Annotated in this window: 13 protein-coding genes and 1 pseudogene; 9 read left to right on the forward strand and 5 right to left on the reverse strand. The window is 58.2% G+C overall.

Going from position 1 to position 13972, the window contains the following annotated elements:
* The first annotated feature begins 137 nt into the window (after nucleotides 1–137).
* The 5 genes from epd (at nucleotide 138) to fba (ending at nucleotide 4216) form a co-directional block, all read left to right on the forward strand.
* Entirely contained in the window at nucleotides 138–1196 is a 1059-nt protein-coding gene (gene epd, locus NDJ82_RS20045) for an erythrose-4-phosphate dehydrogenase (protein ID WP_099585789.1), read from the forward strand.
* 17 nt (nucleotides 1197–1213) lie between these two features.
* Nucleotides 1214–2377: a phosphoglycerate kinase gene (locus NDJ82_RS20050; RefSeq protein ID WP_250926153.1), complete on the forward strand. Its 1164-nt coding sequence runs from the start codon at nucleotides 1214–1216 to the stop codon at nucleotides 2375–2377.
* A gap of 29 nt (nucleotides 2378–2406) precedes the next feature.
* On the forward strand, nucleotides 2407–2634 hold the full coding sequence (locus NDJ82_RS20055) for a hypothetical protein (protein ID WP_099585787.1): 228 nt from the start codon (nucleotides 2407–2409) through the stop codon (nucleotides 2632–2634).
* A gap of 60 nt (nucleotides 2635–2694) precedes the next feature.
* Nucleotides 2695–3027: an MliC family protein gene (locus NDJ82_RS20060; RefSeq protein ID WP_099585786.1), complete on the forward strand. Its 333-nt coding sequence runs from the start codon at nucleotides 2695–2697 to the stop codon at nucleotides 3025–3027.
* 124 nt (nucleotides 3028–3151) lie between these two features.
* Nucleotides 3152–4216 (forward strand): class II fructose-bisphosphate aldolase, encoded by a 1065-nt coding sequence (fba, locus tag NDJ82_RS20065; RefSeq protein WP_099585785.1) that lies wholly within the window; start codon nucleotides 3152–3154, stop codon nucleotides 4214–4216.
* Nucleotides 4217–4329: 113 nt separating this feature from the next.
* On the opposite strand, the gene NDJ82_RS20070 is transcribed toward fba, so the two are convergent.
* The 3 genes and pseudogenes from NDJ82_RS20070 to NDJ82_RS20080 all read right to left on the reverse strand — a co-directional run bounded on the left by NDJ82_RS20070 (nucleotide 4330) and on the right by NDJ82_RS20080 (nucleotide 6946).
* Entirely contained in the window at nucleotides 4330–5547 is a 1218-nt protein-coding gene (locus NDJ82_RS20070) for an MFS transporter (RefSeq protein ID WP_250926154.1), read from the reverse strand.
* Nucleotides 5531–5737 (reverse strand): annotated as a pseudogene (locus NDJ82_RS27535) (carbamoyltransferase C-terminal domain-containing protein); the annotation flags it as partial. The pseudogene NDJ82_RS27535 and the gene NDJ82_RS20070, both read right to left, overlap by 17 nt.
* 543 nt (nucleotides 5738–6280) lie before the next feature.
* Nucleotides 6281–6946 carry a polysaccharide lyase family 7 protein gene (locus NDJ82_RS20080; RefSeq protein ID WP_099585784.1) on the reverse strand — a complete coding sequence of 222 codons (666 nt, stop codon included), beginning with the start codon at nucleotides 6944–6946 and terminating at the stop codon, nucleotides 6281–6283.
* 308 nt (nucleotides 6947–7254) lie between these two features.
* On the opposite strand from NDJ82_RS20080, the gene NDJ82_RS20085 reads away from it, so the two are divergent.
* Genes NDJ82_RS20085 through NDJ82_RS20095 form a run of 3 tightly spaced genes read left to right on the forward strand, consistent with a single transcriptional unit; the run spans nucleotide 7255 to nucleotide 10220 of the window.
* Complete coding sequence (locus tag NDJ82_RS20085) at nucleotides 7255–9360, forward strand: putative bifunctional diguanylate cyclase/phosphodiesterase (RefSeq protein ID WP_099585783.1); 2106 nt, start codon at nucleotides 7255–7257, stop codon at nucleotides 9358–9360.
* 43 nt (nucleotides 9361–9403) lie between these two features.
* A complete protein-coding gene (locus NDJ82_RS20090) occupies nucleotides 9404–9904 on the forward strand; it encodes a M48 metallopeptidase family protein (RefSeq protein WP_017735682.1) in 501 nt (166 codons plus the stop codon).
* A gap of 19 nt (nucleotides 9905–9923) precedes the next feature.
* Nucleotides 9924–10220 carry a winged helix-turn-helix domain-containing protein gene (locus NDJ82_RS20095; protein ID WP_099585782.1) on the forward strand — a complete coding sequence of 99 codons (297 nt, stop codon included), beginning with the start codon at nucleotides 9924–9926 and terminating at the stop codon, nucleotides 10218–10220.
* 82 nt (nucleotides 10221–10302) lie between these two features.
* Here NDJ82_RS20095 and NDJ82_RS20100 read toward each other — a convergent pair whose 3' ends face one another.
* Nucleotides 10303–10755 carry a GNAT family N-acetyltransferase gene (locus NDJ82_RS20100; protein ID WP_250926155.1) on the reverse strand — a complete coding sequence of 151 codons (453 nt, stop codon included), beginning with the start codon at nucleotides 10753–10755 and terminating at the stop codon, nucleotides 10303–10305.
* Between the two features lie 201 nt (nucleotides 10756–10956).
* On the opposite strand from NDJ82_RS20100, the gene NDJ82_RS20105 reads away from it, so the two are divergent.
* Nucleotides 10957–11694 (forward strand): substrate-binding periplasmic protein, encoded by a 738-nt coding sequence (locus tag NDJ82_RS20105; RefSeq protein WP_112192639.1) that lies wholly within the window; start codon nucleotides 10957–10959, stop codon nucleotides 11692–11694.
* A gap of 4 nt (nucleotides 11695–11698) precedes the next feature.
* Here NDJ82_RS20105 and yccS read toward each other — a convergent pair whose 3' ends face one another.
* Complete coding sequence (gene yccS / locus NDJ82_RS20110; protein ID WP_158876721.1) at nucleotides 11699–13882, reverse strand: YccS family putative transporter; 2184 nt, start codon at nucleotides 13880–13882, stop codon at nucleotides 11699–11701.
* Nucleotides 13883–13972: the final 90 nt, after the last annotated feature.

Consider the following 13972-nt stretch of genomic DNA (forward strand, 5'->3'; position numbering starts at 1 on the left):
TCAGTCTGCGTTGTCTGTACTGGCGCTATCGCGGGCAAGCCCGCTCCCACATTTAGATCGCGGTCTAATGTGGGAGCGGGCTTGCCCGCGATGGCGTCAGAACATTCGACACCGAACTAACCTTGATCGAGAACCCCATGCCCCAACCGCGTCCCTACAAAGTTGCACTCAACGGCTACGGCCGCATTGGTCGTTGCGTCTTGCGTGCTCTGTTCGAGCGAGGGGCGGCTGCCGGGTTTGAAATTGTCGCGATCAACGATTTGGCCGACATGGCCAGCATCGAATACCTGACACGCTTTGACTCCACTCACGGCCGCTTCCCTGGTGAAGTGCGGGTTGAAGACGATTGTCTGCATATTAATGGCAACTGCGTGCAGGTCTTGCGCAGTGCCACCCCCGAAGGCATCGACTGGAAAGCATTGGGCGTCGACCTGGTGCTGGAATGTTCCGGTGTCTATAACACCCGCGCCGATGGCCAGCGTTTTCTCGATGCCGGCGCGCCGCGTGTGCTGTTTTCCCAGCCGATGGCCAGCGAGGCGGATGTCGACGCCACTATCGTCTACGGCATTAATCAGGATTGCCTGACCGGCGATGAGCTGCTGGTATCCAACGCTTCCTGCACCACCAACTGCAGTGTGCCGCTGTTGCGCCTGCTGGATCAGGCGATCGGCATCGATTACGTGTCGATCACCACCATCCACTCGGCGATGAACGACCAGCCTGTGATCGACGCCTATCATCATGAAGACCTGCGTCGTACACGCTCGGCGTTCCAGTCAGTGATTCCGGTGTCCACAGGTCTGGCCCGCGGCATCGAGCGCCTGCTGCCGGAACTTGCCGGGCGAATTCAGGCCAAAGCCGTACGGGTGCCGACGGTGAACGTGTCCTGCCTGGACATCACCCTGCAAACCGTCAGCGACACCGATGCGGTGGAGGTCAACCGGATTCTGCGCGACGCCGCCACCCGCGGCCCGCTCAAAGGCTTGCTGGCCTACACCGAGTTGCCCCACGCCAGTTGTGATTTCAACCATGACCCGCATTCGGCGATTGTCGATGCCAGCCAGACTCGCGTTTCCGGCCCCAGGTTGGTGAACATCCTGGCTTGGTTCGACAACGAATGGGGGTTTGCCAACCGTATGCTGGATGTTGCGGAACATTATCTGCACATCGCCTCTAAACAACCTCAACAACAGTAACTCAGGAACTGCGACCCATGACCGTGTTGAAGATGACCGACCTCGATCTGCAAGGTAAGCGCGTACTGATTCGCGAAGACCTCAACGTCCCAGTCAAAGACGGTGTTGTCACCAGCGATGCGCGGATCCGGGCTTCGCTGCCGACCATCAAGCTGGCCCTGGAAAAAGGTGCAGCCGTCATCGTCTGCTCCCACCTGGGTCGTCCGACCGAAGGTGAGTTCTCGGAAGAAAACAGCCTCAAGCCTGTAGCCGATTACCTGAGCAATGCCCTGGGCCGCAACGTGCCACTGGTGACTGACTACCTGGGTGGCGTTGACGTGAAGCCCGGCGACCTCGTGCTGCTGGAAAACGTGCGCTTCAACAAAGGCGAGAAAAAGAACAGCGACGAACTGGCCCAGAAATATGCGGCCCTGTGCGATGTGTTTGTAATGGACGCGTTCGGTACCGCCCACCGTGCTGAAGGTTCGACCCACGGCGTGGCCAAGTTCGCCAAGGTCGCCGCTGCTGGGCCGCTGCTGGCTGCTGAACTGGATGCACTGGGCAAAGCCCTCGGCGCACCGGCCCAGCCGATGGCTGCCATCGTGGCGGGCTCCAAGGTGTCCACCAAGCTGGACGTGCTCAACAGCCTGAGCCAGATCTGCAACCAATTGATCGTCGGCGGCGGCATTGCCAACACCTTCCTGGCCGCTGCCGGCCACCCGGTGGGCAAGTCGCTGTACGAGCCGGACCTGCTGGACACCGCCCGCGCCATTGCTGCCAAAGTCAGTGTGCCGCTGCCAGTAGACGTGGTGGTAGCCAAGGAATTCGCCGAAAGCGCCGCCGCTACCGTCAAACTCATCGCTGACGTGGCTGAAGACGACATGATCCTGGACATCGGCCCGCAAACTGCAGCCAACTTCGCGGAACTGCTGAAAGCCTCCCAGACCATTCTGTGGAACGGCCCGGTTGGCGTGTTCGAATTCGACCAGTTCGGCAACGGCACCAAAGTGCTGGCCAACGCCATCGCTGAAAGCTCGGCCTTCTCCATTGCCGGCGGTGGCGACACTCTGGCGGCCATCGATAAATATGGCGTGGCTGACCGTATCTCCTACATTTCTACCGGTGGCGGCGCATTCCTTGAATTCGTCGAAGGCAAAGTCCTGCCCGCCGTTGAAGTGCTGGAAACCCGAGCCAAAGGTTAAGGCCCGTGATCAGGAAAAGGAGCATTCCCATGATCAAGTCGTTGGCACTGGTGATCGCAGCGGGCCTTTTGGCCGGTTGCGGCAGCACGCCAAGCGCGGCGCAGCAGGCTGGAAAGCCGGCATCGCAGCAGAAAACGAGCTGCTACCAGGCGGACTGGCAAGCCGAGACCATGCCGGTGATCAACAAGCGCATCGGCAATGAGCGGCTGGAGAAATACGACTCCGCGCCCAACGGTCAGGAACAGGGTTGCCCTTGACGGGTCTGATCAACTAACCGACAGCATCGGCGGCCTTTGGCGCCGCTGCGAGGATTGGCAATGAAAGGCGTTTTCGCCCTGGCAGCCCTGGCCCTACTGGCCGGTTGCAGCAGCATGAACATGTTCAACAAGGCAGAGCCTGCCGACAAGTGGACCACCTGGACCTGCGACAGCAAGGCTGAGGTCAACTGGCGCTTTGCCAATGCGGCCAAATCCGAGGTGGATGTTCGCCTCGGTGGTTCCGACCAGGTTTACCGCCTTAAACAGGATGTTGCGGCTTCTGGCGTGCTGTACAGCAACGACCAATTGGCGTTTCACACGAAAGGTGAGGAAGGCCTGGTTTACTGGGTGGCTACCGACGATTTGATCGGGCGCGGCTGCAAAGCCCAATAAGCCTGACAGCAATAACGATTCAGCAGGCCAGGCATGCAAAACCTGACCGGCAATAACTTGAATAGCAGCCGCCGCTACGGCAGGCTTGCACGATTAACGACCCTCGACCGGGAGAGACAACACAATGGCACTTATCAGCATGCGTCAAATGCTGGACCACGCAGCCGAGTTCGGCTACGGCGTCCCAGCCTTTAACGTCAACAACCTTGAGCAGATGCGCGCCATCATGGAAGCCGCTGACAAGACCGACTCCCCAGTGATCGTCCAGGCGTCGGCCGGTGCGCGCAAATACGCCGGCGCCCCGTTCCTGCGTCACCTGATCCTGGCAGCCATCGAAGAATTCCCGCACATCCCGGTGTGCATGCACCAGGACCACGGCACCAGCCCTGACGTGTGCCAGCGCTCCATCCAACTGGGCTTCAGCTCGGTAATGATGGACGGCTCCCTCGGCGAAGACGGCAAGACCCCGACCGACTACGAATACAACGTGCGCGTGACCCAACAAACCGTGGCCCTGGCTCACGCCTGCGGCGTCTCGGTTGAAGGCGAGCTGGGTTGCCTGGGTTCGCTTGAAACCGGCATGGCCGGCGAAGAAGACGGCATCGGCGCCGAAGGCGTGCTGGATCACAGCCAGATGCTGACCGACCCGGAAGAAGCTGCGGACTTCGTCAAGAAGACCCAGGTCGACGCCCTGGCCATCGCCATCGGCACCAGCCACGGCGCTTACAAGTTCACCAAGCCGCCTACCGGCGACGTGCTGGCCATCGACCGTATCAAGGAAATCCACAAGCGCATCCCCAACACCCACCTGGTGATGCACGGCTCTTCCTCGGTCCCGCAAGAGTGGCTGGCGATCATCAACCAGTACGGCGGCGACATCAAAGAAACCTACGGCGTACCAGTTGAAGAAATCGTCGAAGGCATCAAGCACGGCGTGCGCAAGGTCAACATCGACACCGACCTGCGCCTGGCGTCCACCGGCGCAATGCGTCGCCTGATGGCCACCAACCCGAGCGAATTCGACCCACGTAAATTCTTCGGCGCCACCGTGACCGCGATGCGTGATGTGTGTATCGCACGTTACGAAGCGTTTGGTACTGCGGGTAATGCTTCGAAGATCAAGCCGGTATCGTTGGAAGCGATGTATCAGCGGTATTTGAAAGGTGAGTTGAACGCTAAGGTGAACTGAACCTCTGTCGTTTAAAAAGAAGCCCGCAGCGATGCGGGCTTTTTTGTGGCTGAGATTTGATTAGATAAGTTTGAGAGGCAGGAGGTTCACGGGATGATTGTTTGATTTTTGCACTAGCTGGTAGGTGCGTGCGCTTGTTTTCTGTAAAAATATAAATAGACGGCAATGGACACCGATGCAGTTAAAAGTGTCATGCCTGCAGCCACGACAAAAGGTGCTGGGCGACCACCTGCGATTATTAGCATTGTTCCTAAAGAAGGTCCCGTTATAACACATAGTACTTGGATACTTCTGAAAGACATGGAAACTCTTCCGATATTGTCAGCAGGGCATAACTGCTGAAGAATTATATTCGAAGATATTATTAGTGTCTCGTAGCCAACGCCATTCAAAAACCAAACCAATGGGTAGAGATAGGATCTTCCAGGCAGTTGAAAAAATACCAAAGCTGCGGTCAGAATTAATGCTATAGAGAAAACCACTAACGCGCCTGACCGAAGAAGAATCTCATCGAAGTTGTTCAATTTGAATTTCATCAGCAATGCGGCACATATTGCACCTGCGGCTGTTGCTGAGACGATTATTGAAAAGTTAACTGGAGGTAAACCTTCATAGGCTAGAAGGGACGCCAAATGCGGGTCGTAAATGCCTAAAGCCAGCGAAGTTAGCAGGGAGTACAAAAAACCCATGCGTAATTGAAAGGGTAAGGCATTGAATATAGAGAATCCTCTTGCCAGGTCGCGATAAAGTGGCAGGGCTTTTGAAGAGGTGCCCTTAATTTGCGTTCGGAATGCAAGGCAAATAGACCTTAGGAATGGGACGGTTAGTAAAACGGCGGCAGCCGAAAAAAAGAATAAATCCTTAGGTGATAATGCTGCCGTTAACACACCAGCAAATAACGGCGCGAAAATTTTGGAAGATTGATCAAATACACTTACGTGGCTGAAAAAAGATTTGCGCTCCTCAGCATGTATCAATTGCCGAACCACAATAGTTATCGAGGGGAAGTAGAATAAGTTTGACACGCCTTTGAATATGACGAAAAGCAAAAAGGTCTGGAGGTCCGGAGAAACTGCTAACGCTATGGTAGACAGTGTGCGGAGTAAGGCGCCGGATAATAGTGTTTTCCTTACGTCATATCGATCTATCAGCGTTCCTACTATAGGGCCTAGAAACAACATCGGGGCACCAAGGCAAAAAGCCAGGAACGCTATCGATGAAGATGAGGCATGCCATAGATACACGGGAACCGTGAAGATTAAAAAAATATCAAGCCATAGTGAAAAGCTGGATAGCGCTTGTACGCAAATAAGCTTACTTGACGTTTTCATGATGCTGATCTGAATGAAGAAAAAGTGTGTCTTCAAATACGAAACCGTCGAGCTCATGCTCACTGGCGAATCGATACAAGTCGCTCAGCCTATTTATAAAGCCGCGTCCGTTAAAGTTCAAAGAGGTGTTGCACAGTTCGCCGACTCCTGACACAGCCCGATAGGCACTCAGCAATTGATGCATGCGACGATTCTGCGATTCATTCGTTCCTCAGTGTTATTGCCTTCGCAGATTTGCGATGCGCTTAAACCGTATGAGGGCTTATTGTGATTGTCAATTTCTATTTCTTGGGTTGTATTGTTTTTCAGCTGAGTCTTTGTGTGTTTTTGTAGGAAAGTACCGGATTATTCTGATTGGTATTTCCTACATTTCGCTCCCTCGCTGATTTTTAATAATGCTCACTAATACACAAGGCTGTAACATCAAGTAGCACATGTGCCGAAGTTTAGGTTGTCGTTGCGGTTCACATATCGCAATCCCTCAGCGACATGCATAAAAATCCGGAGTCTTTCTCAGACTCCGGGTTGCCCGGTTGCTTGAGGAATAGTCAGCAATTCTTAAGTGAACAGCGCGAGTCAGTTAAGGACAAAACTTTTTGTCTTTTTATCTCTTAACTGACCGGCGTTGAGGCTTGCCCGCGATAGCCATGCATATCTGCGGCTCCCACAGGAATCGCGGTGTGTTTAACAAGGTAGCTTCACCGAGGAATCGTCCTTGGCACCACCGGACACTTCACTCGTGATCTATATCCAACTTCGCAAACGTCACCTTCGCCCCTTCCTTGCTGTCCCCACTGTTGTCCTGCACATACGCGCCTGCCTTGAAATACAGCGGCTTGGCCGCCCAGGCCGCGCCGATGCGCTCGTTCCATTCACTGTCGGCGGCGTACACGCTGAGTAGCCCAGCCTTGTTGAGGTTGATCACGTAAGTGAAGCTTTTCTCCAGCGGCACATTGGACGCGACGATGATTACGCGGCTTTCATCTTCATCCGGGCGCATGCGCACTTTGGCGACGATGTTGCCGGTCTGGGTCTTTTCCTTGAACTGGTATTCGAGCTTGATCAGTGGTTTTTGGCTGTCATAGGCGTGGATCTGGCCAATGACGATCTTGCCGCTGGAGGGCACCTGGTTCACGGCCAGGGTGGCGCGCAGGAAGTTGTCGGCGTCGGGGTAGGTCCAGTTGCGCAGGCGGCCGTCGGCGTATGTTTCGCGCAATTCACTGCGCGGGTAGATGGCGTTTTCGGTGCGGGTGCCGGTGACGGGGGTCCAGAATTGCACGTTGCTGCCTTCGGCCTGGAAATACTGGTCGTTGAAGCCGCTGAGCAGCTTTGGCGTGTCGATAGTCGCGGGGGGCGAGCCGACCGGAATGCTCAGGTTCCACGTGGAGAGGTCGATCATGGCGTTGGCCTTTTACAGGGGGTGACGGCTTTGGCCCGGGGGCCTGACAGGTTCTTTATAGGCGGTGGCCGTCCAGTTGTTAAACATTTGCTGGCAATTTATTGACGCCATAGGAATGCCAAAAAGCCATGTTTCCCATGAACCGTGGGCTGCAGAGGTTGACCGTTAGTCGGCTGACTGAACTTTGGCGCAATGATGGCATCCACGTCACTTCTGATTTTCAGGATCCGGGGCTAGAGTGAGGCCTTGATGTTTGTCCGGGTTTTCTGTCAGAAATGACCGGATTAGACCTAAGGAAGAGTCCCAGCATGGAATGCGCTCCACATCACGGCGATGGCAGTTCGGTTCTTCTGGTGGTCGATGACTACCCGGAAAACCTGATCAGCATGCGTGCGCTTTTGCAACGCGATGACTGGCAGGTGATCACCGCCGCATCCGGGATGGAAGCCCTGGAGTTGTTGCTGCTACATGAAGTCGATTTGGTGTTGCTGGATGTGATGATGCCCGGCATGGACGGCTTCGAAGTCGCGCGGTTGATGCGCGGCAGCCAGCGCACGCGCATGACCCCGATCATCTTTCTGAGTGCCAACGCCCAGTCGCCCGCCGCCGTGCTGGAAGGCTATGCCAGTGGTGCCATCGACTATCTGTTCAAACCCTTCGACCCGCATATCCTCAAGCCCAAGGTCCAGGCGTTGCTGGAGCACCAGCGCAATCGCCGGGCGTTGCAGCGCCTGAGCCATGACCTGGAGTCCGCGCGGGCCTTTAATGCGTCGGTGCTGGATAACGCCGCCGAGGGCATCCTGGTGGTGAGTGAGGAGGGCGTGATCGAATACGCCAACCCGGCGATTTCGCGGCTGCTCAACGCCACGATCCAGGAGTTGCAAGATCAGGACTTCCTGAGTTTCCTGCAAAAACCCCATGTGCCCGCCTGGCTGGACTCCCAGATGTACGCCGGTTATCGCAAGGGCGAAACCTGGCGTCTGCACGATGCGCTGCTGCGCACCCGCCGTGGCCAGCAGGTGCCGGTGGCACTGTCCTGCGCGCCGTTGCCCGCCGAGCAGAAGGCCATGGTGGTGACGGTGCTGGACATGTCCGAGGTCCGCCACTTGCATCAGCAGTTGGAATTCCAGGCCGTCACCGACCCACTGACCGGGCTGCTGAACCGGCGCGGCTTCCATCAGGCAGTGGAAAACACACTGTTGCGCAGCGAGCGCACGGAGCAGTCCCTGGTGTTGCTGTACCTGGACCTCGACGGCTTCAAGCGGGTCAACGATTCCCTGGGCCATGACGCCGGTGATCGGGTGCTGCGCTGGGTCTCGGAGCAATTGCAGGGCTGCCTGCGCTCCTACGACATTATCGGCCGCATGGGCGGGGATGAATTTACCGCGCTGCTGGAATTGGAATTCCCGGAGCAGGCGGCAAAGATTTCGGAGAAGCTGATCGAGCGCGTCTCGGTGTGCCAGCAGGTCGACGGTCTGGATGTGATGCTCGGTGTGAGCATCGGCATTGCGACCTACCCGGATTGCGGCTCGGATCTGAATGGTTTGCTGCGTGCGGCCGACATCGCCATGTACGAAGCCAAGCGCGCAGGCCGTCAGCAATATCGTTATTACGACCAGGAAATGAACGGCCGTGCGCGCTCGCGGCTGATGCTCGAAGACAGTGTGCGCACGGCGATTCAAAACAGGGAGTTCACCCTGGTCTATCAGCCCCAGGTTTCCCTGGCGGATGGGCGCTTGCGCGGCGTCGAGGCGTTGTTGCGCTGGCAGCACCCCAGCGTCGGCGACGTGCCGCCAGGGCTGTTTTTACCGTTGCTGGAAGAGGCGCGGCTGATCAGCCAACTGAGCGCGTGGATTTATCAGCAGGTCGCTGCCCAGCGTCAGATGTGGCAAAGCGCCTTCGATGACGAATTGGTATTGAGCGTGAGTCTGAGCAGCAGCCAGTTCAACATGCCCAACCTGGCGAACCAGTTGCAGCAGATGATGGAGCGGTATGGGCTGCAGACGCACCAGTTGGAGGTGGAAATCGGCGAAGACTGCCTGATGAGTAACCTGGAAGAGGCCGCCAAACAGCTTAAATTGCTGCGCCGCATCGGCGTACGCATTGCGCTGGATGACTTCGGCGCGGGGCAGTGCTCCTTGTCGCATCTGCGTGACTTGGCGTTCGACACCCTCAAACTTGACCCGCAATTGGTTGCGCGTCTGCCGGGTTCGGTGAGGGACACGGCGATGGCGCGCAGCATTATCGAGCTGTGTGGGCATTTTGATGTGGTCGTGGTGGCCGAAGGCGTGGAAACCCAGGAACAAGCTCAGTGGCTCAAGGCGCATGGCTGCCCGTTTATCCAAGGGCCGTGGGCGGCACAACCGCTGATGGCCGATGAAGTGCTCGACTGGTCTCGCGCCCGCATGCGCTGAATTCGCTACACTGGCGGCCATTCGAACCCTGTTGCAGACCTCCATGACCGCGCTGAAATACCTCCAGGCCTATCCCGCCGCCCTCCAGGAGCAGGTACGCCAACTGATCGCCAAGGACCAGTTGGGTGCCTACCTGGAGCAGCGCTACCCCGAGCGCCACGCGGTGCAGAGCGACAAAGCCCTGTACGCCTACGCGCTGGCCTTGAAGCAGGAACACCTGCGCAACGCGCCGGCCATCGACAAGGTGCTGTTTGATAATCGCCTGGACCTGACCCACCGCGCCCTCGGCCTGCACACCACGATTTCGCGGGTGCAGGGCGGCAACCTCAAGTCCAAGAAAGAGATCCGCATTGCTGCGTTGTTCAAGGACGCCGCGCCGGAATTTCTGCGCATGATCGTGGTGCACGAACTGGCACACTTCAAGGAATCGGACCACAACAAGGCGTTCTACAAACTCTGCGACTACATGATGCCGGGTTACCACCAGGTGGAATTCGACCTGCGGGTGTACCTCACGTATCGCGACCTGCAGGGCAAACCCTGACCGCACAAGGCGACTGACCATGGATGTGAGCAAGACCAAAAGCAGCTTCTACCGCCGCCTGTACGTGGCGTACCTGATCGACAGTGGGCTGGCCAGCAGTGTGCCGGCGCTGACCGACGCCACCGGCATGCCTCGGCGCACGGCGCAGGACACGATTGCGGCATTGGCTGACCTGGATATCGTGTGTGAATTCGAGCAAGAGGACGGTGCCCGTAACCATGCCGGGCACTATCGGATTCGTGATTGGGGCGCAATTGATCGGCGCTGGATCGAAGGCAATCTGGCGTCGGTGAAGCAGGTGTTGGGGTATCCCTGAAGGTTTTGCACTGTTTCAGCTGACGCCATCGGGGGCAAGCCCCCTCCCACATGTGGGAGGGGGCTTGCCCCCGATGAGGCCCTCAAGCCCGGCGCATACCTATATGTGGAATATCATCCTCAAGGTATTCCTCACCCGCCACCACAAACCCATACCGCCCGTAATACCCCTGCAGATGCGCCTGGGCTGACAGAAAGATCGGTGTCTCTGGCCAGATCTCGTCGATCTGCTTGAGCGTTTCTTCCATCATCGTGTGCCCCAGCCCGGTCCTCCGCGCCCCCGACGCGACGATCACCCGGCCAACTACCACATCGCCGCCTTGGGACTCTGGATCCAGCAGGCGCAGGTAGGCCACCAGTTCATCGTCTTTCCAGCCCATCAGGTGGTGGGTGTCGCCCGCCAGGTCTTGCCCGTCGATGTCTTGATAAACGCACTTCTGCTCGACAACGAAGACCTCGCCGCGCAGGCGCAGGATGGCGTACAGCTGCTCCTTGCCCAGGTCGGTGTGATGTTTGCAGACCCAATCGACTGTCATGGTGTGTTCTCACGTGAATGTCTGTTCTGGATAGTAAGCGCGGCGCGCGGTGGTGTCTAAATCAACTATTTTTGTGAGTGAAATCAATTTGCCATCATTGAGTGCATGCGCCAGCCGTTTCTTTGTGTAATCTGAGCTAATGTTAGAACCTCAGGCGCAGCCTGAGCTAAGGCCACCGCCTGTCCGCCAAGGATTTTGAGCATGCCGCGATTGTCTCGTGCCGTTGCTTTGATGGGAGTGTTGTTGCTGGCGACGCCTGCATGTGCACAGCGCCTGCGTCTGGTCGCGGATGCCTGGCCGCCCTTTACCGATGCCACGCTGATCAACGGTGGCTTGGCCACCGACATTGTCAGCACGGCCCTGGCCCGCGCCGGCTATGCCAGTGATTTCGAGCAGGTGCCTTGGGCTCGCGCGCTGATGGGCGTGGGTGACGGGCGCTATGACGTGCTGATCAACGCCTGGTACGACGACGCCCGTACGCAATTGGGGCAGTTCTCCGGCGAATACCTGCTCAACCGCGTGCGCTTTATCAAGCGCCGTGATGATCCCATCGAGTATCAGAACCTGCAGCAACTGCACGACTACCCCATCGCCGTGGTGCGCGGTTATGCGTATTCGGCGGCGTTCGATGGTGACGCGCAGTTGCAGAAAGTCCCTGTGCATAACTTTGCCATGGCCGTGCGGATGCTGGCGGCGCAGCGCGTGCGGCTGACGGTGGAGGATGAATATGTGGCGCGCTTTTACCTGTCACGGGAATCGGCGCGGGTGCGCAATTCGGTGGAGTTCCTGCCCCAGCCGCTGAGTGAAAACAGCCTGCATATCCTGGTGAGCCTGAAGAACCCAGAGCATGAGCAGATTGTCGCGAGCTTTGATCGCGAGATTGCCAAGATGAAGGCTGATGGCAGTTATGCGCGGTTGATGAAGGCTCATGGGATGTAGCGGCCTAAGCCGCGCTGGTGTCCTTGATCAAATGCGCCGCCAATGTTCGCAGCGGCCCTAGCTGCCGACAAATCAACGCCAACTGCGTCTGCACCAACCGCTGCCCTTCATCTATCTCGTCCGGCATCTGCTCCAGGTCCGCCGCCAGGGCTTCCTCGGCGTCGCTCTGGATCGCAATGGGCTGCTTGTTGGCCAGTCCTGTCGCGATTTCATCAATGCTCGCCGCGAGTGTTTTGCCCGCGCCGTCAATGAGATGCTCGCGCACTTCGGCCGGCAATTGCGTGTCGCGGTGTGCACCGAGCCCTGACAGGTAACTGAGCAAGGTGTGGGACAACACCAGGAAACGGAACCCCACATCCGCTTCCTTACGGAAATGCCCCGGTTCCATCAGCATATTGGCGAGGGTGGTCGACAGCGCCGCGTCGGCGTTGTGCGCGTTGCGGCGGGCCAGGCGGTAGGCCAGGTCGTCGCTCTTGCCGGCAGCGTATTGCTGCATGATCTGGCGTAGGTAGATGCTGTTGCAGGTCAGGGTGTTGGCCAGCACTTTGTTCAGTCGGCGGCCTTGCCAGTCCGGCAGGAACAGGAACACCGCCAGGCCCGCGATCAAGCTGCCGAGCAAGGTATCGAACAGCCTTGGCAGGAACAGCCCGTAGCCATCCCCCACCTGGTTGAAGCAGAACAGCACCATCAAGGTGATCGCTGCCGTGGCCAGGGTGTAGCGGGTGGTGCGGTTGATAAAGAACACCAGGCCAGCGGCGATGGCGAACATCGACTGCACCAAGGGGTTGGGGAACAGGTCGAACAGCGCCCAGGCCACGGTAAGGCCGATGGCGGTGCCGATGATCCGCTGGCCGAGCTTGCGCCGCGTGGCGCCGTAGTTGGGCTGGCACACAAACAGGGTGGTGAGGATGATCCAGTAACCTTGGGAAGCATGGATGGCGTGCAAGGTGCCGTAGCCGATGGTCAATGCCAGGGACAGGCGCAAGGCGTGGCGGAACAGCAGCGACGTCGGCGTCAGTTGCGTGCGCAGGCGCGTCCACATTTCCCTGAGGTTGCGCGGCGCACGGTCCAGCAGGTTGCTGTCGGTGGCGTCGGCCAGGGCGTCCGGGTTGCTCGCATCGCCCAGCAAACGGTCGAGGGTGGACAAGTTGGCCGCCAGCGCGCGCAACGAGCGCAGCAGGCCGCGCCAGGCCGGGTTGCTCTGGATGCGCAGGTGTTCCAGGGAGGCATTCAGGTCGCTGAGGGCTTCGGCGAAGCTGTCGTCATAGATGAACGGTTGGCGCAGTTGGATCGACTCGGCCAGGGCCTGGCAGGCCTTGCCTTGCTGACGCAGCAGGCGCTGGCAGCGGAACAGCACGTCGCTGTGGAAGAAAGCATCGGCGAGGGCGTTGTAAGGATAGTGGGAGGAACTGGCGCGCTCGTGGATGTCCTGGGCGAGGAAGTACAGCTTGAGGTAGCGGCTGACCTTCGACCCCGGTCGGCCGTTGCCCACGCGGTGCAGGATGATTTCCTTCGCCGCATTCAGCGCCGCCACCACCCGGCCGTTTTGCTGGGCCAGTTCCAGGCGGCGCGCTTCCACATCCAGCTGGCGGATCGGTTCGAACAGCGACGATTTGAGCTTGAGATAGCGCCCCAACTCGCGGAACAACCGCGCCAGGCTCTGCTGCACCGGCTGGTTGGAAAACAGCGCCTGCCACAGCACCGACAACGCGCCGTACCAGGCCGCACCGGCCACCAGCAGCAATGGCTCATGCCAGAAATCACTGACGGCGCCGCCGCGCTGGTCCACGCCGATCATGGTATAGACCGACAAAATCAAGGTGGCCGAGGCAATCGCCCCATAACGTTCGCCCAAGGCGCCGAGCATGGTCAGGCCGAACGTCGCCAGGGCCAGGGAGATGGCGAAAACCCAGGGATAAGGGAACAGCAACTCCACCGACAGCGCGGCGATGCTGAAACACACCAGCGTCACGGCCAGGGCGTTGAGGCGGCCTTGCCAACTGTCGTCGGTCTCGGCCAGGGCGCTGGCGATAATCCCCAGGAACAGCGGGATCAGCAGCGTCATTTCATCCTGATACCAGCACAGCGCCATGCTGCCGGTGAGGGCGATGAATACCCGAATGCTGTAGCTGAATTTATCCAGGGCCCACAGGCGCCGCATGGACTGCTTGAACGAGGTCGATGACATGAAGTCGTGAGTCTTCCGGGACGATGCCGTTAAATTGAGCTATCAAGGACGCCACGGCAAGGGTGGTGATCACATCTCACTGCAATTTAT

Origin of the sequence: Pseudomonas sp. SR18, assembly GCF_023701505.1 — a bacterium.
Taxonomy (GTDB): Bacteria; Pseudomonadota; Gammaproteobacteria; order Pseudomonadales; family Pseudomonadaceae; genus Aquipseudomonas; species Aquipseudomonas cyclaminis.